This is a genomic window from Micromonospora sp. NPDC049230 (genome assembly GCF_040647875.1).
In the GTDB taxonomy this organism is placed as follows: Bacteria; Actinomycetota; Actinomycetes; order Mycobacteriales; family Micromonosporaceae; genus Micromonospora.
In genome coordinates, this window is the sequence record NZ_JBEZCZ010000045.1 from 37,481 (window position 1) to 56,716 (window position 19,236).

Below are 19,236 nucleotides of genomic sequence, written 5' to 3' on the forward strand. Positions count from 1 at the left end.
TACGGGGTCGGGCTCCGGTCGGCCTCAGGTGGACCCGGCCGTGATGACCTGCCAAACTTGACAGTTGGAGGTGCAGACGTGAGCACAGAGGTTCTCGAGCGTCCAGAGCTGAAGGACGCCGACACCGGTCCCGAGATGTTCCACTACGTCCGCAAGGAGAAGATCGCCGAGAGTGCCGTCATGGGCACCTTCGTCGTCGCGCTCTGCGGCGAGACGTTCCCGGTCACCAAGGCGGCCAAGCCGGGTTCGCCGGTCTGCCCCAAGTGCAAGGAGATCTACGACTCGTACCGCGAGTGAACCTCGGCCGGTGCTCCGGCCGGCGACGTAGCCTGCGGCGGTGACCACCTCCACCGCCCTGCTGCTCGCCGACCTGACCGGCGTCGCGGTGTTCGCCGCGTCCGGGGCCTCGGCGGCGGTGGCCAAACGGCTGGACCTGTTCGGTGTCGCGTTCGTCGGGTTCGTGGCCGCGCTCGGCGGTGGGATCTTCCGGGACCTGGTCATCGACGAGATGCCGCCGTTGGCCTTCGCCGACTGGCGGTACGCGGCCACCGCCGCGATCACCGCGCTCGCCGTCTTCTGGCTGCACCCGCAACTGGCCCGGCTGCGCACCACGGTCCTGGTGCTGGACGCGGCGGGCCTGGCGCTCTTCACGGTGACCGGCACGCTCAAGGCACTCGACGCCCGGGTGCCGGCCGTCGGTGCCTGCCTCATCGGCATGCTCACCGCGATCGGCGGCGGGCTCGCCCGCGACCTGCTCACCGCCGAGATCCCGGTCGTGCTGCGCCGGGAGATCTACGCGTTGGCCGCGCTCGCCGGCGCGGTCACCGTGGCGCTGCTGTACGTCACCGGGCAGACCGGCCCCGCGCCGCTCACCGCCGCCGCCGTCCTGGTCTTCGGGCTGCGGCTGATCGCCCTGCGCCGGCGCTGGTCCGCGCCGGTGGCGACACTGCGCCCGCCGCGCAGCGAAGGGGCCGATCCGCGTACCGACCGGGACTGGTGAGGCTCGCGATCGGGCTCACTGATGTGACAGGCGTGGCGTCGCCTGGGCCCGGCGGCCCGCGCTGGTTATGCTGGGTCGGCCTTCGCGGCAGCTACTGCGCGGAGGCGTTTTCATGGGCGGCGGGACTCGTGGCCCTCGCCCGGGGTCCGCCATCGTGCGGTCGGAGAGGAGCTTCGCGTGGCAGCCCGGACGCCGGTGCTCGAGACGTTCCCGGCACTACGCGCCTGGCAGCGCAAGGCCCTGGTGGAATACCTGCGTCGACGTACCGACGACTTCACCGCGGTCGCCACCCCGGGCGCCGGCAAGACCACCTTCGCCCTGCGCATCGCGGCGGAACTGCTCGCCGACGGCACCATCGAGGCGGTCACCGTGGTCGCCCCGACCGAGCACCTGAAGAGCCAGTGGTCCGACGCGGCGGCCCGGGTGGGCATCCAGCTCGACGCCGCGTTCCGCAACGCCGACCTGCACTCGGCGGCCGACTTCCACGGCGCGGTCATCACCTACGCGCAGGTCGGGATGGCCCCGCACGTGCACCGGCGGCGCACCATGACCCGGCGCACCCTGGTCATCCTCGACGAGATCCACCACGCCGGTGACTCCCGGACCTGGGGTGACGGGGTGAAGGCCGCCTTCGAGCCCGCCGTACGCCGGCTGATGCTCACCGGGACGCCGTTCCGCTCCGACGACAACCCGATCCCGTTCGTCAGCTACGAGCGGGGCGGAGACGGGCTGCTGCGCTCCCGCGCCGACTCGGTGTACGGCTACTCCGACGCGCTGCGCGACGGCGTTGTCCGGCCGGTGCTCTTCCTGGCGTACTCCGGGGAGACCCGGTGGCGGACCAACGCGGGGGAGGAGTTGGCCGCCCGCCTCGGCGAGCCGATGACGCAGGATCTGGTGGCCCAGGCGTGGCGTACCGCCCTGGACCCGGCCGGCGACTGGATGCCGCAGGTGCTGCGGGCCGCCGACGCCCGACTCACAGTGCTGCGCAACGCGGGCATGGCCGACGCCGGCGGTCTGATCATCGCCACCGACCAGCAGACCGCCCGCTCGTACGCCAAGCTCATCGAACAGGTCACCGGCGAGAAGGCCGCCGTGGTGCTCTCCGACGACCAGGGCGCGTCCGCCCGGATCGCGACGTTCGCGGCGTCCGACCAGCGGTGGCTGGTAGCGGTGCGGATGGTGTCCGAGGGGGTGGACATCCCGCGACTCGCGGTCGGGGTCTACGCCACAAGCGCCAGCACGCCGCTCTACTTCGCCCAGGCGATCGGCCGCTTCGTGCGGGCCCGCCGACCCGGGGAGACCGCCTCGGTCTTCCTGCCCAGCGTGCCGCACCTGCTCGGGTTGGCCAGCGAGATGGAGACCGAGCGCGACCACGTGCTCGGCAAGCCCAAGGAAGCCGACGGGTTCGACGACGACCTGCTGGAACGCGCGCAGCGCGACGACCAGGCCAGCGGTGAACTGGAGAAGCGGTTCGCCGCGCTCTCCGCCACCGCCGAACTGGACCAGGTGATCTTCGACGGGGCGTCGTTCGGCACCGCGGCCCAGGCCGGCACCCCCGAGGAAGAGGAATACCTCGGCCTGCCCGGCCTCCTCACCGCCGACCAGGTGTCCCTGTTGCTCACCAAACGGCAGGCCGCCCAACTCGCCGCCCAGCGCCGCCGTACGGCCGACGCGGCCGCTCAGCCGGCCGCTGCGGCCACTGCGGCACCACCCGCACCTCTGAGTGCCGCCCAGCGTCGAGTGGCGCTCCGGCGCCAACTGAACGCCCTCGTGGCCGCCCGACACCACCGCACCGGCCAACCCCACGGCAAGATCCATGCCGAGTTGCGCCGACTCTGCGGCGGCCCGCCGAGCGCCCAGGCCACCATCGAGCAGCTAGAGGAACGCATCGCCACCGTCCAGACCCTCTAGCCCCGTCCGGGCCGGGCACTGGGGCCGGGCGGCGTGATCCACTCGGCTTTCTTGAAAACGCGGTGTTCGAGCCAGGCGGAAAGCGCGTCTTCCGTGAAACCGAGTGGATCACGGGGGCCTGGGGTGCTGTCGAGGCTTGCCTGCCCGAAACGGCCGCACCTGCCCCTCCGCGGACGCCCTGATCTCAAGATCGCGCTAGATCCCGGTTGTAGTGGTGTCGGTGCGTCGGGAGGCCCCTACATCCTGGTTCGAGCGTGACCTCGTCGGCCGATGGCGCTTGGACCTCGCTCCCGGCGTCTCGGAGCCGGTGGTTGTCGTCAAGATCCGCGCAGGATCAGGGATGTTGCTGCCTCGCGCGTGTCGGAGGCAGCAACATCGGGGAAGTTGCTCAGATCTGGGCGCGGGGCGCGGGGCGCGGGGCGCGGGGCGCGGGGCGCGGGGCGCGGGGCGCGGGGCGCGGGGCGCGGGGCGCGGGGCGCGGGGCGCTCGGACGGAAAAGCCGGGCGGGGGGCCCCCGGGGGGGGGGGGGGGGGGGGGGGGGGGGGGGGGGGGGGGGGGGGGGGGGGGGCGGCCGCACGTAAACCCCCCCCGGCGCCACCCGGGGGGTGCCCCGGCTCGGCTATGTCGGTTAGCGGATTTAGTTCGCCATCAGATCGGCGCCACGCCAGCTGAAATCGGGCTCCGTTGCGAACCGCTCGGTGATCTTCACGAGATCCTCCGCGTACTTGTTCGCGTGGTGCCCGCAGAACACCAGCTCGCTCCCACCCGCCAGAGTGATCCGGAGCTTCCCGGCAGCATTGCAGCGGTCGCACCGTTCATCGGCGGCTGGGGGTGCCACCGTCTCGGGCGGCGGCGTGAGGGTCGGGGTCATCGCCTTCCTCCTCTGGTCGTCACCGATGAACAATCTCTTCGGTCGTTGCTCACCTATGGTGCAACACCCTTACTAGGCACTGCCTTCCCTGTGTGCCCGCGGGGGACCGAGGTCACACCTGGCAGGGACAGTGTGCCGTGCACCAAGGGTGCCACGTCAACGATCACATTCGTGCATCCGGACGATCACCATCTTGTGTTGCACACCAGGTGGTCAAAACGACACGTACGGTTGACGAAACCCGCTCAGTCCAGGTAATCCCGGAGAACCTGCGACCGGGACGGGTGACGCAGCTTGGACATCGTCTTGGACTCGATCTGCCGGATCCGCTCCCGGGTCACCCCGTAGACCTGGCCGATCTCGTCCAGCGTCCGTGGCTGACCGTCGGTCAGGCCGAAGCGCAGGCGTACCACACCCGCCTCACGCTCGGAGAGCGTCTGCAACACCTGCTGGAGCTGGTCCTGTAGGAGCGAGAACGAGACCGCGTCGACGGCGACCACAGCCTCGGAGTCCTCGATGAAGTCACCGAGCTGGCTGTCACCCTCGTCACCGATGGTCTGGTCCAGAGAGATGGGCTCCCGAGCGTACTGCTGGATCTCCAGCACCTTCTCGGGTGTGATGTCCATCTCCTTGGCCAACTCCTCCGGGGTTGGCTCACGGCCCAGATCCTGGAGCAGCTCGCGCTGTATGCGGCCGAGCTTGTTGATGACCTCCACCATGTGCACCGGGATGCGGATGGTGCGGGCCTGGTCGGCCATCGCGCGGGTGATCGCCTGCCGGATCCACCAGGTGGCGTACGTGGAGAACTTGTAGCCCTTGGTGTAGTCGAACTTCTCCACAGCGCGGATCAGGCCGAGGTTGCCCTCCTGGATCAGGTCGAGGAAGGCCATTCCGCGTCCCGTATACCTCTTGGCCAGCGACACCACCAGACGGAGGTTGGCCTCCAGGAGGTGGTTCTTGGCCCGCTCGCCGTCGCGGGAGATCCAGCCCAGGTCTCGGACCATGTCCCGGACGAGCTTCTCCTCGCCCTCGTCGGCGGCGCGCAGCCGCTCGGCGGCGTAGAGCCCGGCCTCGATCCGCTTGGCCAGCTCCACCTCCTGCTCGGCGTTGAGCAGCGGAACCTTGCCGATCTGCTTCAGGTACGCGCGGACCGAGTCGGCCGAGGCGGTCAGCTCGGCGTCCCGCCGGGCCTGCTTGAGGGCCTCGGACTCCTCGTCGTCCCACTCGAAGTCGTTGTCGGTCGCCGAGGCGGCGGCGTCGGTCTCGGCGGCCTGGGCCAGCTCGGCCGGCTCCTCGACCACCACGTCCTCGATCGCGGCGGCCAGCTCCTCCGGGTCGATCTCGCCGTCGGCGCCCTCGCCCTTGGCCTTGCCGGCGGCCTTGGTCGGCTTGGCGCCGGCAGCCGCGGCCACCGTCGCCTTGGTGGCTCGGGTCGACCTGGTCGCCTTCGCCGGAGCCGCCGCGGCGCCCTCGGCGGGAGTGCCGGTGGCCTTGCGGGCGGCCACCTTGCGCGGCGTCGACGGCGCGTCGTCGGCGGCCGGTGCCTGCTTCGGGGCCGGCGCGGCGGCCTTCTTGGTGGTCTTGGCGGTGGTGGCCCGGGACGCCGGTGTGGTCGACCGGGCCGCGGCGACGCGGCGTCGGGTGCTCGCCGAGCCGTCCACCACTACGGTCACTCCCGCCTCGGAGAGCGCACGCAGAATCTTCTTGGCCTGGGCCGGAGTCACCTCGGCGGACTCGACGGTGCGCGCGAGCTGGGCCGACGTCAGCTGCCCGCCGGCGCTCTGCGCGTGGGCGATCAGGGTGTCGGTGAGCGAGCGAACGTCGGCGCCGGTCTGGCGGGGTTCTGTCACGAATGACCTTCCGGAGGCGAAGAGCGGGCACGGCCGGGTCGTCCGGCACAGCGTGGGGCAACCGGCCGGGCGATGTGGTTGAGGGACCCTCGCGTCCCGGGCCGGCCGGTGGTCGGCGGTCCGTGGCACGTGGGCAGGGGTGAATTGTAACGCCGTCTGCGGCGATCATCCTGCGCCGCACTGCGTAATGACGGTGGGACCGCTGATTCGGCGCTGATGTGGACTTTGTAAGGATGATACCCGCGCGTGGCCCGGAACACCCCGGTCGTGCGGGAAGGGGACGTTGGGATGCCCGGTTCGACGCCGTCACCTCGGGAACTTTTGGCGATCGCGCTCGACGTGGCGCGGGACGCGGCGGCCACCGCGTACCGGATGCGCGTCGAGGGTGTCTCGGTGGCCGCGACCAAGAGCACCGTCACCGACGTGGTCACCGCGGCGGACCGGGCTGTCGAACGGCAGGTGCTCGACGCGCTGAAGCGGTCGCGACCGAACGACGCGGTGCTCGGCGAGGAGTACGGCACGGGGGACACCGGGCCGGTCGCGCCGGGCGGGGTGCGGTGGATCGTCGACCCGATCGACGGCACCGTCAACTACCTGTACGGGCTGCCGTACAGCGCGGTGTCGCTGGCCGCCGAGGTGGACGGGGTGGTGGTCGCCGGTGTGGTGCGCAACGTGAACACCGGCGAGGAGTGGACGGCCACGGCCGGGGGTGGCGCGTGGCGCGACGGCGTCCAGCTGCGCTGCTCCGGCGAGACGGACCTGGGGCAGGCGCTGGTCGGCACCGGGTTCGGCTACGACGCCCGTCGTCGTGCGCACCAGGCCCAGGTCGTGGCGGGGCTGATCGCACACGTGCGGGACATCCGCCGGCTGGGAGCCGCCGCGCTGGACCTCTGCCTGGTCGCGGAGGGCCGGCTCGACGCGTACTTCGAGAAGGGTCTCGCGGCCTGGGACCTGGCGGCGGGTGGGCTGGTGGCCGCCGAGGCGGGCGTGCGGGTCGCCGGCCTGGCCGGTCGGCCGCCGGGGCCGGACCTGGTGGTCGCGGCCCCGCCCGCGCTCTTCACGCCGCTGCACGACCGGCTCGCCGAGTTGGACGCCGCCGGCGGGCCCTGATCGGTCGACCGCCCGGTCACGCCGTCACTTGGCGGGCGGGGACGGGCAGGAGCCCTTGGGTGCCTTCGGGGGGCCGGAGTCGCCGAGCGACTGGTTGACCTCGGTCGTGGTGGCGAGCTGCTGGAAGTTGTTGCCCAGCACCACGTCCACGACGTCGTCGGTGCGCGCCGCGTCGTAGCCCTGGGTGGCGTTGTTGAGGAAGTACGCCTGCAACAGGTGCGCGGAGCCGACGCCCTTCGGGCCGTACCGCAGGACCGCGATGCCGTTGATCTGCTTCTTCTCGGTCGCGGTCTTCTGGACCTGGAACTGCCGGTTGCTCAACTCGTCGGCGACGGTGCGGGCGAGGCCGGGCTGGTCCGTGGCGTTCACCACGTTGATCTTGACGTCCTTGCGCTCGCGCAGGTTCAGGTCGGCCAGCGGCCAGCCGTCCGGGCAGCCCTGGGCCGTGCCTGCGTTGCTCTGGCTGTCCCGCACGATCGCGGTGATCACGAACCCCAGGGCCAGCACCCCCAGCAGGCCGACGATGACGAGTGCTCGCACTCGCGCAAAACTCATCTGGGCACTCCCGGGACTTCAGGTGGGTGGCGGCAGCCGGCGACGATCGGACTGGCCGTCGGCCGTCGAATACGCCGCTGAGGTTAACGGTTGTCCGGCCGTCGCGTGGAAACAGCCCGACATGCCGGCGCGCCGACCGCGAACCGGGTACTACTACCCCTATCTTCGTGTCGCCTGAATCACATTGGGAACAACTTCGGGCGCAGGGGCGTACATCTCAGCCGCAAGGGCGGTATACATGCCTCGCCCAAGGGGGGGTAAGGTTCCGCGCTCGCAGGGGAGTCGCCCCAGCGAGCTCGACCCGTTCGGTCCCCGGGTCGGGTGCCCGACACAAGTGGCGGCCGGCCAGCGGAACCGAAACAGCGTCGTCCGGCGTTACAACCGGAAGCGACAACATCGATATGGGAGAGTGAAACCGATGGCCACCGACTACGACGCCCCGCGTCGCGACGAGGTCGACCTCGGCGAGGACAGCCTGGAAGAGCTCAAGGCACGGCGCGTCGACTCACAGTCGGGCGCGGTGGACGTCGACGAGGCCGAGGTGGCCGAGAGCTTTGAGCTGCCCGGTGCCGATCTGGCCGACGAGGAGCTCACGGTCAAGGTGCTTCCGATGCAGCAGGACGAGTTCCGGTGCGCCCGCTGCTTCCTGGTCCACCACCGTAGCCAGCTGGCGGTCGAGCGTAACGGCGAGCTGATCTGCCGCGAGTGCGTCTGACAACCACGACACCAGCGGCGGCCTCCTGAACGGGGCCGCCGCTGCCGGTGTAGGCATGCGGCCGCTGTGGGTACCTGCTTGACTCGTAGCGGGTAGCCACAGCACCGGGAGGTCCGATGAGCGATCGAGGCGGCACCACCGACGGCGGCACCGACAACCTCGGCGCCACCGACGGCGGCACCGACAAGGCCGGTGATGGCGCGGATGACCTCGGCGCCACCGTCGCCGCGTTGACCGCTGACGACATCGAGCCGGCCCGACGCCGTCAGCTGCTGGCCCGCATGGTCGGGCAGGCCCGTGCCCGGGGCGTCTCCGACCTGTTCAAGCCTCGTGCCGCGATGCGGTGGATGGTCGACGCGGTCGCGGACATCGCCCCACACGTGCCGGTGCGCGACCTGGACACCCTGCGCCAGCACTTCCCCGGCCTGGACGACGCCGCCCTGGCCGACCGGCTCATCCGCAACGCGTCGCGGACCACCGCCGCGATCGGCGCGGCCGGTGGGGGAGTCGCCGCCGTCGAGTGGACGGTGGCACCGACCCTGCTCTCCGCTCCGGTGCTGCTCGCGGCCGAGACGGTGGCCGTGGTCGCGGTGGAGCTGAAGCTGGTCGGTGAGCTGCACGAGATCCACGGTGTGGCGTTGCCCGACGGCGGCAGCCAGCGGGCCGTCGCCCTTGTGCACTCCTGGGCCACCCAGCGCGGCGTCAACCCGATGGTGCCCGGCGTGGGAGTGGGCGCGGTGCTCGGCACCGCCGCCCGCAAGGAGCTGCGGGACATGCTGCTACGGCGCTTCGGTCGCAACCTCACCACGCTCGGGCCGTTCCTGACCGGTGCGGCGGTGGCCAGTTTCCTCAACCGGCGAGCCACCCAGCAGCTGGCCGAGCAACTTCAGGCGGACCTGCGTCGGCGGGGCATCGCCCGACCCGCGCCACCGTCGGCCCTGCCCGGGCCGCCCACCGGCACCTGAGCGGGGCCGGGGCGTCGGCTCAGCCCTGCTCGCCCGCCGGGGGACGGGCGAGCGTCAGCGCGTCCCGCGCGGCCAGCACCGCCTCGGCCAGCTCGACCGGGTGCCGCGTGCTCACCACCCAGAACGGGGTCGGGTCGGCCGGATCGTCGAGCACCACCTGCACGGCGCCGCCGATCCACGGCCGCTGCACGACGAAGGCGAGCGGGTCCGCGCCGACGCCCAGCACCTCACGGCGACCGGCGACGTCCAGCGGGATCACGTCGGCCACGAAGCGCACCGGCAGGCGGGCGTCGTCCACCCGCAGCTCGGAGTCGACGACCGCGACCCGGATCCGGCCCAGCCACCACATCCCGGCGGCGGCGAGCGGCAGCAGCACGGCGAACGGCAGCCAGGCCCGGACGCCGTCGGCGCCCATCCAGATCTCGACGGCCAGCAGCGCGGCGGCCACCAGCCCGGCCAACCACAGCCACCAGGGCAGATCCAGCCGTTCGGCGTACGCCGTGCGGGCGGCGACCGGCGGCTGATCGGCGGACGGGGAGGGCGACATGCTCACTCCTGCGAGGGTACGGCGCACGGCGGGTCGGGGAACCGGCAGGATGGCAGGGTCACCCCGCGAACCCGACGGAAGAGGGGACCCGTGACCGACGTCGTACCCGTGCCCGTGCGGCTGCTCGACCCGGAGCTGCCGTTGCCCACGTACGCCCATCCCGGCGACGCCGGGGCCGACCTGGTGGCGGCCGCGGACGTGGAGCTGCCGCCCGGCGGTCGTGCCCTGGTGCCCACCGGCGTGGCCATCGCGCTGCCGGAGGGGTACGTGGGTCTGGTCCATCCCCGCTCCGGCCTGGCGGCCAGGCTCGGCGTGACGGTGCTCAACGCGCCCGGTACGGTCGACGCCGGCTACCGGGGTGAGATCCTGGTCAACCTGATCAATCATGATCGGGATGTGCCGGCGAAGATCTCCCGTGGCGACCGGATCGCGCAGCTCGTTGTCCAACAGGTCGCGCGGGCGCGGTTCGAGCCGGTGGTCGAGCTGCCCGCGTCCCGGCGCGGGACCGGCGGGCACGGGTCCACCGGTGGTCACGCCGGGCTGGTGCCGTCGCCGGCGGGCCAGGACCGGGTCGAGCAGCGGCCAGACGAGCCGGGCCGCGGGCGGACGGAAGAGGTGGCAGGGTGAGTGTGAACAGCGGAGGGCAGGCGCAGTGATCTTCTCCCGAAAGCGGGCCGATGCCGAACGGCACACCCGTGACGAGCGGGCCGTCGAGGTTCCGGACCAGGGTGATGCGGCGCCGACGTTGGTGCGCGGCCCGTACGACATCTCGGAGAACCACGACGACGTGCAGCGCCTCGATCTGGGCAGTCTGCACATCCCGGCGATCACCGAGGTCGAGGTGCGGGTGCAGGCCGACCCCCAGGGCGTGATCCAGCAGGTCGTGTTGGTGCACGGCGACAACGCGCTCCAGCTGGGTGTCTTCGCCGCGCCGCGATCCGAGGGGATCTGGGACGAGGTGCGCGAGGAGATCCGCCAGTCGCTGCTGCGCGACGGCGCGAGCGCGCAGGAGGTCGACGGCGAGTACGGCCCGGAGCTGCACGCCCAGGTGCGTACCCCGGACGGCGCGACGAACCTGCGGTTCGTCGGCATCGACGGGCCGCGCTGGATGGTCCGTGGTGTGTTCCAGGGGCCGGTGGCGACCGACCCGTCCGTGGCCGGGCCGCTCGTCGAGTGCCTGGACGGCCTGGTGGTCGACCGTGGCCAGGAGGCGAAGCCGGTCCGCGAGCCGCTGCCGCTGCGGCTGCCCCGGGAGATCTCCGACCAGACCGATGCCGACGGGGGAGACGCCGCCGCCGAGCCGCGCCAGGTCTGACCCGCGCACACCGGCCCGCCGGAACCAGCCCCGTCGGCGTACGCTTGCGGGACGGTTCCGGCGCTGCCGGGGCCGGCCGGGGTCGGCGAGCGTGGAGAGGGTGACGCGGAGGTCATGACGACCGACGAGGGCCGGGTGTCGCTGCGGCGCATCCTGCAACGGTTCACCGCCAGCGAGGCCGAGATCGACGCGCAGGAGCTGCGCCGGGAGAGCGCCCAGTGCGGCGGCATCCCGGCCCAGCAGTGCTCCCGGGGTCAACTGGTCTCGGTCGCTGGTCGGCTGCGCACCGTGGTCTACACGCCGCGCACCAACCTGCCGACCCTGGAGGCCGACCTCTACGACGGCACCGACGTGGTCACCCTGGTCTGGTTGGGCCGACGGCACATCGCCGGGATCGAGCCGGGCCGGCACCTGACCGCCCGTGGCCGGGTGGCGGTGCGCGACGACCGCAAGGTCATCTACAACCCCTATTACGAGCTGGACTCGCCGAAGTGACGGCGCTGCGGACGGAAGGCCGGCGATGACGACGGGACAGCACCGGGCGGCACAGCCGGAGACCGGCCCTCCCGAGGAGGAGCCACTGCCGACGATCGCCGAGCAGATGGCCGACCAGCTCGGCGGCTGGCGGGGGCTCGTCGAGTCCAGCATCCCGGTCGTCGTCTTCGTCGTCGCCAACATCATCGGCGACCTGCGACCGGCGGTGATCGCCTCGGTCGCGATCGCGCTGCTGATCGCCGGGTTGCGGCTGGCCCAGCGCCGGCCGATCCGGCACGCCGTCAACGGCCTGTTCGGTGTCGGGATCGGCGCCGCCATCGCCTGGCGCACCGGCGACGAGCGCGACTTCTACCTCCCCGGCATCCTCTACGGCATCGGGTACGGCATCGCCCTGCTGATCTCGGCGGCCATCCGGCAGCCGCTGGTCGGCTGGATCTGGTCGGTGTTGGTCGCGAAGGGCCGCTCGGAATGGCGGGACGACCCGAAGCTGGTGCGGACCTTCACCCAGCTGACAGTGCTCTGGGGTGTGGTGTGGTTGGCCAAGGTGGGCGTGCAGGCCGGGCTCTACCTGGCCCACCAGGACACCGCGCTGGGCGTGGCCCGGCTGGCGCTGGGCTACCCGCCGTACGCGCTGCTGCTGCTGATCACGGTCTGGACGGTGCGGCGGGTCACCCGGGAGTCGCAACCGACCCCGCTGCCCGGCGCCTGAGCGGGGGCCCGGCGACCCTGGCCGCCCTGCGCGCGTCCGCTCAGCGCGAGCCGCGGGTCCGTTCGACGCTGTCCGGCCCGAGGATCACCGCACGGACCTGGTCCTCCACCTCGGCGGTGCAGACGAAGACCAACTCGTCGCCGGCCTCGATCGGGTCGTCCGGGCTGGGCACCAGGACCCGCTTGCCGCGCAGGATCGCCACCAGCGCGGAGTCGCGGGGCAGCGGCACGGCGTGGATCGGCTGCCCGACGTAGGGCGCGGTCGGTGGCAGGGTGATCTCGACAAGGTTCGCCTCGCCCTGCCGGAAGGTCATCAACCGGACCAGGTCGCCGACGGTGACCGCCTCCTCGACAAGCGCGGCCATCACCCGCGGCTTGCTCACCGCGACGTCCACGCCCCACTGCTCGGTGAACAGCCACTCGTTCTCGGCCCGGTTGACCCGGGCGACCACGCGAGGCACCGCGAACTCGGTCTTGGCCAGCAGCGACAGCACCAGGTTGGTCTTGTCGTCACCGGTCGCCGCGACCACCACGTCGCAGCCGGCGACGTTGGCCTCCTCCAGGCTGGTCAGCTCGCACGCGTCGGCCAGCACCCACTCGGCGGCCGGCACCCGGTCCGGGCGCAGCATCTTGGGCTGACGCTCGATGAGCATCACCTGGTGGCCGTTGTCGATCAGCTCCTGGGCGATCGAACGGCCCACGTTGCCCGCGCCCGCGATGGCGACCCGCATGGCTCAGTGCCCCCCTTCCGGCGGTGCCGCCGCCACCGACGTGACAGTCGCCACGATGTCATCGCTGACCAGCATGAACACCTGGTCACCCTCCTGCACGACGGTAGAGCCGGTGGCCAGCGTGCCGATGCCGAAGCGGATCAGATAGGCCACCCGCGCGCCGGACGCGTCCTCCAGCGCTCGTACCGGTCGACCGATCCAGTCCTTGTGCACAGGCACCTCGACGATCGACACGGTGCTCGTGGGGTCGCGGAAGATCTCCACGTTGCCCTCCGGCACCAGATGCCGCAGCATCCGGTCGGCCGTCCAGCGCACCGTCGCCACTGTGGGGATGCCGAGGCGCTCGTAGACCTGCGCGCGGCGCTGGTCGTAGATGCGGGCGGCGACCCGGGACACGCCGAACGTCTCGCGGGCCAGCCGGGCCGAGATGATGTTGGAGTTGTCGCCGCTGGAGACCGCCGCGAAGGCGTCCGCGCGCTCGATGCCGGCCTGGCGCAGCACCTCGCCGTCGAAGCCGGCCCCGGTGACCGTGATCCCGGCGAAGTCGGGGCCGAGGCGGCGGAAGGCGTCGGCGTCCTGGTCGATCACCGCCACCGAGTGCCCCCGGGACTCCAGGCTGTGGGCGAGGGTCGACCCGACCCGGCCACACCCCATGATCACGACGTGCACGCTGTCCCTCCCAAGGTGCGTACCACTCCGGTTGCCGGTGGCCTGACGACTGCGAGCCTGCCACGTCCCGGTGGGGAGCGGGGACCGACCGTACCCCGTCGTGCCGGACAACCACGCTCGCCCACCCCCGTGCTCCCACGGTGGTGGTCGTACTCTTGGCGTTCGTGGCCAGTCCCACCTCGCTGCTGAAGCGGCTTCTCCTCGGTCGACCGTTCCGGTCCGACCGACTTCAGCACACCCTCCTGCCGAAGCGCATCGCGCTGCCCGTGTTCGCCTCCGACGCCCTGTCCAGCGTCGCGTACGCGCCTGACGAGATCCTGCTGACCCTCTCCATCGCCGGCACCTCGGCGTACTTCTTCTCCCCGTGGATCGCGCTGGCCGTTGTCGTGGTGATGCTCACCGTGGTGGCGAGCTACCGGCAGAACGTGTACGCCTACCCCTCCGGTGGCGGCGACTACGAGGTGGCCACCGTCAACCTGGGCCCGAAGTTCGGGGTCGGGGTGGCCAGCGCGCTGCTCGTCGACTACGTGCTCACGGTGGCGGTGTCGGTGTCGTCCGGGGTGGCCAACCTCGGGTCGGTGGTGCCGTTCGTGGCCACCCACAAGGTCCTGATCGCGGTGATCGCGGTGGTCCTGCTGACCGCCGTCAACCTGCGCGGCCTGCGGGAGTCCGGCACCGCGTTCGCCATCCCCACCTACGGCTTCGTCATCGTGATGGGCGGGATGCTGCTCACCGGGTTGTTCCGGGTCTTCGTGCTGGGCGACGACCTCCGGGCGCCCAGCGCCGACCTGGTCATCCAGGCGGAGCACAGTGTGACAGGTTTCGCGCTTGTCTTCCTGCTGCTGCGGACGTTCAGCTCGGGTGCCGCCGCGCTCACCGGTGTCGAGGCGATCTCCAACGGCGTGCCGGCGTTCAAGGCCCCGAAGAGCCGCAACGCCGCCACCACGCTGCTGCTGCTCGGCGCGATCGCGGTGAGCCTGCTGGTCGGGATCATCTGGCTGGCCCGGCTGACCCACCTCCAGTTCGTCGAGGATCCGGGGCTCCAGATCGTCGCCGGCCCGGACGGCTACGTGCAGAAGACGGTGACCACCCAACTCGGCGAGACGGTCTTCGGCTCCGGCTCGATCCTGCTCTACGTGGTGGCCGGCATGACCGCGCTCATCCTCTTCCTGGCCGCGAACACCGCGTTCAACGGCTTTCCGGTGCTCGGCTCGATCCTCGCCCAGGACCGCTACCTGCCCCGCCAGTTCCACACCCGGGGCGACCGGCTGGCCTTCTCCAACGGCATCACCTTCCTGGCCCTGTTCGCGATCGTGCTGATCGTCGGCTTCCAGGCCGAGGTGACCCGGCTCATCCAGCTCTACATCGTCGGGGTCTTCGTCTCGTTCACGGTCTCCCAGGCCGGCATGATCCGGCACTGGAACCGGCGCCTGCGCACCGAGCGGGATCCGGAGGCCCGGCGCCGAATGGTGCGGTCCCGGGCCATCAACACGTTCGGCATGGGCCTGACCGGCACGGTGCTGGTGATCGTGTTGATCACCAAGTTCCTGCTCGGCGCCTGGATCGCGATCGCCGCCATGGCGGTGATCTACCTGCTGATGCTCGCCATCCGGCGACACTACGACCGGGTGGCTGCCGAGCTGACCCCGCCGGACGAGGGCCGGGCCGTGCTGCCCGCCCGCAACCACGCGATCGTGCTGGTCAGCAAACTGCACCAGCCGACGCTGCGGGCCATCGCCTACGCCCGCGCCACCCGACCGGACACGCTGACCGCCGTGACCGTCAACGTGGACGACCAGGACACCCGGGACCTCCAGGCCGACTGGGAGCGGCGGGAGATGGCCATTCCGCTCACGGTGATCGACTCGCCGTACCGGGAGATCACCCGGCCGATCCTGGACTTCGTCGCCAACACCCGCCGCAAGTCGCCCCGGGACGTGGTCACCGTCTTCATTCCGGAGTACGTGGTGGGTCGCTGGTGGGAGAACCTGCTGCACAACCAGAGCGCCCTGCGCCTCAAGGGCCGGCTGCTCTTCGAACCGGGGGTGATGGTGGTCAGCGTGCCGTGGCAGCTCGCGTCGACGGCGAGCAAGAACCTGGACCGGCTGGACGCGACGCTGTCCCGGACCCCGGCACGCGGGCCGCGGGGCACGCTGCCGCCGGCCGACCAGCCGGTGGCCTCCACCCCGGCCCCGGAGACCCGCCCGAGCGACGGCGGCCCGGCCGGGAGCGGCCGTGACTGAGCGAGGCGGGCGCGAGTCCGCGACCCCCGCGCTGTCTGCGTCGTCCTCGTTGCCGTCGTCGTCCTCGTTGCCCTCGTCGTCGTCCGTGCTTGAGCGGGGTCTGGCCGAGGCGGAACAGGTCGAGCTGACCGTCGACGCGGTCGCCCCCGGCGGGCACTGCGTGGCACGGGTGGACGGGCAGGTCGTCTTCGTCCGGCACGCGCTGCCCGGTGAACGGGTCATCGCCGAGGTCACCGAGGTGCACCGGGGGTTCGTCCGGGCCGACGCGGTGACCGTGCTGGACGCCTCCCCGGACCGGGTCGAGCCACCCTGCCCGTACGCGAAGCCGGGCGCCTGCGGGGGCTGCGACCTCCAGCACGTCGCCCCGGCCGCGCAACTGGCCTGGAAGACCGCCGTGATCCGCGAACAGCTCGTCCGCCTGGGTGGGTTGACCGAGGTCGAGCTGGACCGGCTCGGCGTCCGGGTCGAGGCGCTGCCCGGCGGGCTGTTGGGCTGGCGCTCCCGGGTCCGCTACGCAGTGGACGCCGCCGACCGGGCCGGCCTGCTCAAGCACCGGTCGCACGAGGTGGTGCCGATCGACCGCTGCCGGATCGCCCACCCGGCCATCCAGCAGTTGCCGGTGCTCACCGGGCGTTGGCCGGCCGCCGAGGCGGTGGAGACCGTCGCCAGCACCGGCGGGGACGTGACAGTCACCGAGGTCCGCGACGGGGTGCCCACCCCGGTCAGCGGCCCGGCCGAGGTCCGCGAGGTGGCCGCCGGACGGGACTGGACGCTGCCCGCGTCCGCGTTCTGGCAGGTGCACCCCGCCGCGGCGGACACCCTCGCCACGGCGGTGCTGGAGCTGCTGGACCCGCAGCCGGGCGAGAGCGCCTGGGACCTCTACGGCGGTGCCGGGCTGTTCGCCGCGGCCCTCGCCAGCCGGGTCGACGACGCCCGGATCACCCTCGTCGAGTCGAGCCGGGACGGGGTGGACGCGGCCCGGGTCAACCTGGCCGACCTGCCCCAGATCGAGGTGGTCGCCGCCCGGGTGGAGACCGCGCTGACCCGTCGACGGATCACCGGCCCGGTCGACGTGGTGGTGCTCGACCCGCCGCGCTCCGGCGCGGGCGCCCAGGTCGTGCGGGACATCGTCGCCGCCGGCCCGCGAGCGGTCGCGTACGTGGCGTGTGACCCGGCGGCCTTCGCCCGCGACGTGCGCACCTTCACCGAGCTGGGTTGGCGGCTGGCGGCGCTGCGGGGCTTCGACCTGTTCCCGATGACGCAGCACGTCGAGCAGGTCGGGCTGCTGCTGCCCCCGGCCGGGCGTTGACCGGAGATCCGCGTACCCCGGCAGCCCACCGCGGCGGCCGCCGGTCCGGTGCTGACCAGGCGCTCAGCCGACCCGCGCGGCCCGGGGCGCTCGGCCCGGGCTGCGGAGTGTCGGGCGGCCGATAGACTCTCCGGTCATGAGCGTTGAAGAGGACACGGCCAACCACGGCCGGCTGCTGGGCACGGTCCGCGGTCCGCAGGACGTCAAGCGGATGTCCGGTGAGGAACTGGACGTCCTCGCCGCCGAGATCCGGGACTTCCTGATCGCCAAGGTCTCCCGCACCGGTGGGCACGTCGGGCCCAACCTCGGTGTGGTCGAGCTGACACTGGCCATGCACCGCGTCTTCGACTCCCCGCGCGACCGGCTCCTGTTCGACACCGGTCACCAGTCGTACGTGCACAAGATCCTCACTGGGCGCCAGGCCGGCTTCGACAAGCTCCGCCAGCGCGGTGGCCTCTCCGGCTATCCCAGCCAGGCGGAGAGCGAGCACGACCTCATCGAGAACTCGCACGCCTCGACCGCGCTCTCCTACGCCGACGGCCTCGCCAAGGCGTACGCCCTTCGGGGCGAGGCGCGCAGCGTCGTGGCGGTGGTCGGCGACGGCGCGCTGACCGGCGGCATGTGCTGGGAGGCGCTGAACAACATCGCCACCGCCGGCAACCCCCTCGTCATCGTGGTCAACGACAACGGCCGCTCGTACGCCCCGACCATCGGCGGGCTGGCCGACCACCTCTCCTCGCTGCGGCTCAACCCCGGCTACGAGAAGGTCCTCGACACGGTCAAGGACGCTCTCGGCTCCACGCCGCTTGTCGGCCGACCGATGTACGAGGTGCTGCACGCGGTCAAGAAGGGCATCAAGGACGCCGTCGCCCCGCAGGCCATGTTCGAGGACCTCGGCATCAAGTACGTGGGCCCGGTGGACGGGCACGACGTGGCGGCGGTCGAGGCGGCGCTGCGCGCGGCGAAGAACTTCGGCGGCCCGGTGATCGTGCACGCGGTCACCCGCAAGGGCTACGGCTACCGTCCCGCCGAGGAGGACGAGGCGGACTGCCTGCACGGCCCCGGCAGCGCCTTCGACGTCGAGACCGGCGCGCTGCTGGCCGCCCCCTCGGTGAAGTGGACGCACGTCTTCGCCGACGAGCTGCTGGCCGTCGCCGACGAACGCCCGGACGTCGTGGGCATCACCGCCGCGATGGCCGAGCCGACCGGCATCGCCAAGCTGGCCCGCAAGTACCCCGAGCGGGTGTACGACGTGGGCATCGCCGAGCAGCACGCCGCCACCTCGGCGGCCGGCCTGGCGCTCGGCGGCCTGCACCCGGTGGTCGCCGTCTACGCCACCTTTCTCAACCGCGCCTTCGACCAGGTCCTGCTGGACGTGGCGATGCACAGGCTGCCGGTGACCTTCGTGCTGGACCGGGCGGGCATCACCGGCCCGGACGGCCCCAGCCACTACGGCATCTGGGACATGTCCGTCTTCGGGGTGGTTCCCGGCCTGCGCATCGCCGCTCCCCGGGACGCGGCCACGCTGCGCGAGGAACTGCGCGAGGCGGTCGCCGTCGACGACGGCCCCACAGTGGTGCGCTTCCCGACCGGCGCGGTCGCCGCGGACCTGCCGGCGCTACGCCGGGTGGGCCCGGTCGACGTGCTCGCCGAGTCGGCACGCACCGACGTGCTGCTCGTCGCCGTCGGCTCCTTCGGCCAGCTGGGCATGGAGGTTGCCGCCCGGGTCGCCGAGCAGGGCTACGGGGTCACCGTCGTCGACCCCCGCTGGGTGCGCCCGGTGCCGGCGGAGCTTGTCGACCTCGCCGCCCGCCACCGGCTCGTGGTCAGCGTCGAGGACGGCGTCCGGGTCGGCGGCGTGGGCGACGCGCTCGGTCAGGCGATGCGGGACGCCGACGTCCGGGTGCCGCTCAAGGACCTCGGCGTACCGGCCGACTGGCACCCGCACGGCACCCGCGCGCAGATCCTCGCCGACCTGGGCCTGACCGCCCAGGACGTGGCCCGCAACGTGACCGGCTGGATCTCCGGCCTGGACGCCACCCCGGACCGCCTCACCCCCAGCGACGCGGCCGCGCAAAACTAACCACCCAGCGACACCAACGGCGGGCGGCCCCTCCAGGACCGCCCCCCGCCCCCCGCGGGCCCGGCCCCCCCCGTTGCCCACCCCCCCCCGCCCCCAACCCGGGCCGCAGCCAGCGCGAGCCCCGGCGGCGGTGCGCGCTTCCAAGTCGTTGCGATCCTC

At 72.2% G+C, this 19,236-nt stretch carries 19 protein-coding genes; 13 read left to right on the forward strand and 6 right to left on the reverse strand.

Annotated features, from left to right (window positions below; genetic code table 11):
* Positions 1–78: 78 nt before the first annotated feature.
* The 3 genes from AB0A95_RS28885 to AB0A95_RS28895 all read left to right on the forward strand — a co-directional run bounded on the left by AB0A95_RS28885 (position 79) and on the right by AB0A95_RS28895 (position 2,911).
* Positions 79–297, forward strand: a complete 219-nt coding sequence (locus AB0A95_RS28885; RefSeq protein ID WP_007456912.1) for a DUF3039 domain-containing protein — start codon at positions 79–81, stop codon at positions 295–297.
* A 40-nt stretch (positions 298–337) separates the two neighbouring features.
* The gene (locus tag AB0A95_RS28890) at positions 338–1,000 is read left to right on the forward strand and encodes a trimeric intracellular cation channel family protein (protein WP_357558890.1); all 663 of its coding nucleotides are present in this window, start codon (positions 338–340) and stop codon (positions 998–1,000) included.
* Positions 1,001–1,177: 177 nt separating this feature from the next.
* Positions 1,178–2,911, forward strand: coding sequence for a DEAD/DEAH box helicase (locus AB0A95_RS28895; protein ID WP_357558891.1), 1,734 nt, complete (start codon positions 1,178–1,180; stop codon positions 2,909–2,911).
* Between the two features lie 637 nt (positions 2,912–3,548).
* On the opposite strand, the gene AB0A95_RS28900 is transcribed toward AB0A95_RS28895, so the two are convergent.
* Positions 3,549–3,782: a hypothetical protein gene (locus tag AB0A95_RS28900; protein WP_030337431.1), complete on the reverse strand. Its 234-nt coding sequence runs from the start codon at positions 3,780–3,782 to the stop codon at positions 3,549–3,551.
* Positions 3,783–4,027: 245 nt separating this feature from the next.
* Positions 4,028–5,632 carry an RNA polymerase sigma factor gene (locus tag AB0A95_RS28905; RefSeq protein ID WP_357558892.1) on the reverse strand — a complete coding sequence of 535 codons (1,605 nt, stop codon included), beginning with the start codon at positions 5,630–5,632 and terminating at the stop codon, positions 4,028–4,030.
* A gap of 288 nt (positions 5,633–5,920) precedes the next feature.
* Here AB0A95_RS28905 and AB0A95_RS28910 point away from each other — a divergent pair, with 288 nt between their 5' ends.
* Positions 5,921–6,742, forward strand: coding sequence for an inositol monophosphatase family protein (locus AB0A95_RS28910; RefSeq protein ID WP_357558893.1), 822 nt, complete (start codon positions 5,921–5,923; stop codon positions 6,740–6,742).
* A gap of 24 nt (positions 6,743–6,766) precedes the next feature.
* Here the strand turns inward: AB0A95_RS28910 and AB0A95_RS28915 are convergent, their stop codons facing one another.
* A complete protein-coding gene (locus AB0A95_RS28915; protein WP_357558904.1) occupies positions 6,767–7,282 on the reverse strand; it encodes a LytR C-terminal domain-containing protein in 516 nt (171 codons plus the stop codon).
* 433 nt (positions 7,283–7,715) lie between these two features.
* Between AB0A95_RS28915 and AB0A95_RS28920 the strand changes: the two genes are divergently transcribed.
* Together AB0A95_RS28920 and AB0A95_RS28925 are read left to right on the forward strand one after the other, a co-directional pair.
* On the forward strand, positions 7,716–8,012 hold the full coding sequence (locus tag AB0A95_RS28920; RefSeq protein ID WP_007075406.1) for a DUF4193 domain-containing protein: 297 nt from the start codon (positions 7,716–7,718) through the stop codon (positions 8,010–8,012).
* A 116-nt stretch (positions 8,013–8,128) separates the two neighbouring features.
* Positions 8,129–8,977, forward strand: coding sequence for a hypothetical protein (locus AB0A95_RS28925; RefSeq protein ID WP_357558894.1), 849 nt, complete (start codon positions 8,129–8,131; stop codon positions 8,975–8,977).
* Positions 8,978–8,996: 19 nt separating this feature from the next.
* Here AB0A95_RS28925 and AB0A95_RS28930 read toward each other — a convergent pair whose 3' ends face one another.
* Positions 8,997–9,524, reverse strand: a complete 528-nt coding sequence (locus tag AB0A95_RS28930; RefSeq protein ID WP_357558905.1) for a DUF3093 domain-containing protein — start codon at positions 9,522–9,524, stop codon at positions 8,997–8,999.
* A 90-nt stretch (positions 9,525–9,614) separates the two neighbouring features.
* Between AB0A95_RS28930 and dut the strand changes: the two genes are divergently transcribed.
* The 4 genes from dut to AB0A95_RS28950 all read left to right on the forward strand — a co-directional run bounded on the left by dut (position 9,615) and on the right by AB0A95_RS28950 (position 12,043).
* A complete protein-coding gene (gene dut / locus AB0A95_RS28935; RefSeq protein WP_357558895.1) occupies positions 9,615–10,151 on the forward strand; it encodes a dUTP diphosphatase in 537 nt (178 codons plus the stop codon).
* A gap of 25 nt (positions 10,152–10,176) precedes the next feature.
* Positions 10,177–10,839, forward strand: a complete 663-nt coding sequence (locus AB0A95_RS28940) for a DUF3710 domain-containing protein (protein WP_357558896.1) — start codon at positions 10,177–10,179, stop codon at positions 10,837–10,839.
* 114 nt (positions 10,840–10,953) lie between these two features.
* Positions 10,954–11,334, forward strand: coding sequence for an OB-fold nucleic acid binding domain-containing protein (locus tag AB0A95_RS28945; protein ID WP_357070298.1), 381 nt, complete (start codon positions 10,954–10,956; stop codon positions 11,332–11,334).
* Between the two features lie 25 nt (positions 11,335–11,359).
* Positions 11,360–12,043, forward strand: a complete 684-nt coding sequence (locus AB0A95_RS28950; protein WP_357558897.1) for a DUF3159 domain-containing protein — start codon at positions 11,360–11,362, stop codon at positions 12,041–12,043.
* 40 nt (positions 12,044–12,083) lie between these two features.
* Here AB0A95_RS28950 and AB0A95_RS28955 read toward each other — a convergent pair whose 3' ends face one another.
* Together AB0A95_RS28955 and AB0A95_RS28960 are read right to left on the reverse strand one after the other, a co-directional pair.
* Positions 12,084–12,773 (reverse strand): TrkA family potassium uptake protein, encoded by a 690-nt coding sequence (locus AB0A95_RS28955; protein WP_357558898.1) that lies wholly within the window; start codon positions 12,771–12,773, stop codon positions 12,084–12,086.
* A 3-nt stretch (positions 12,774–12,776) separates the two neighbouring features.
* Positions 12,777–13,442 (reverse strand): TrkA family potassium uptake protein, encoded by a 666-nt coding sequence (locus tag AB0A95_RS28960; RefSeq protein ID WP_357558899.1) that lies wholly within the window; start codon positions 13,440–13,442, stop codon positions 12,777–12,779.
* Positions 13,443–13,606: 164 nt separating this feature from the next.
* On the opposite strand from AB0A95_RS28960, the gene AB0A95_RS28965 reads away from it, so the two are divergent.
* The 3 genes from AB0A95_RS28965 (at position 13,607) to dxs (ending at position 19,077) form a co-directional block, all read left to right on the forward strand.
* Positions 13,607–15,685 carry an APC family permease gene (locus AB0A95_RS28965; RefSeq protein ID WP_357558900.1) on the forward strand — a complete coding sequence of 693 codons (2,079 nt, stop codon included), beginning with the start codon at positions 13,607–13,609 and terminating at the stop codon, positions 15,683–15,685.
* Between the two features lie 85 nt (positions 15,686–15,770).
* Positions 15,771–16,994 carry a TRAM domain-containing protein gene (locus AB0A95_RS28970; RefSeq protein ID WP_357558906.1) on the forward strand — a complete coding sequence of 408 codons (1,224 nt, stop codon included), beginning with the start codon at positions 15,771–15,773 and terminating at the stop codon, positions 16,992–16,994.
* Between the two features lie 136 nt (positions 16,995–17,130).
* On the forward strand, positions 17,131–19,077 hold the full coding sequence (dxs, locus tag AB0A95_RS28975) for a 1-deoxy-D-xylulose-5-phosphate synthase (RefSeq protein WP_357558901.1): 1,947 nt from the start codon (positions 17,131–17,133) through the stop codon (positions 19,075–19,077).
* Positions 19,078–19,236 lie beyond the last annotated feature (159 nt).

Excerpts from the sequence above, each read along its gene's own strand:
- AB0A95_RS28900 (WP_030337431.1), bottom strand. The coding sequence starts at position 3,782 with ATGACCCCGACCCTCACGCCGCCGCCCGAGACGGTGGCACCCCCAGCC.
- AB0A95_RS28910 (WP_357558893.1), top strand. The coding sequence starts at position 5,921 with ATGCCCGGTTCGACGCCGTCACCTCGGGAACTTTTGGCGATCGCGCTC.
- AB0A95_RS28920 (WP_007075406.1), top strand. The coding sequence starts at position 7,716 with ATGGCCACCGACTACGACGCCCCGCGTCGCGACGAGGTCGACCTCGGC.
- AB0A95_RS28925 (WP_357558894.1), top strand. The coding sequence starts at position 8,129 with ATGAGCGATCGAGGCGGCACCACCGACGGCGGCACCGACAACCTCGGC.
- AB0A95_RS28930 (WP_357558905.1), bottom strand. The coding sequence starts at position 9,524 with ATGTCGCCCTCCCCGTCCGCCGATCAGCCGCCGGTCGCCGCCCGCACG.
- AB0A95_RS28945 (WP_357070298.1), top strand. The coding sequence starts at position 10,954 with ATGACGACCGACGAGGGCCGGGTGTCGCTGCGGCGCATCCTGCAACGG.
- AB0A95_RS28950 (WP_357558897.1), top strand. The coding sequence starts at position 11,360 with ATGACGACGGGACAGCACCGGGCGGCACAGCCGGAGACCGGCCCTCCC.
- AB0A95_RS28955 (WP_357558898.1), bottom strand. The coding sequence starts at position 12,773 with ATGCGGGTCGCCATCGCGGGCGCGGGCAACGTGGGCCGTTCGATCGCC.
- dxs (WP_357558901.1), top strand. The coding sequence starts at position 17,131 with ATGAGCGTTGAAGAGGACACGGCCAACCACGGCCGGCTGCTGGGCACG.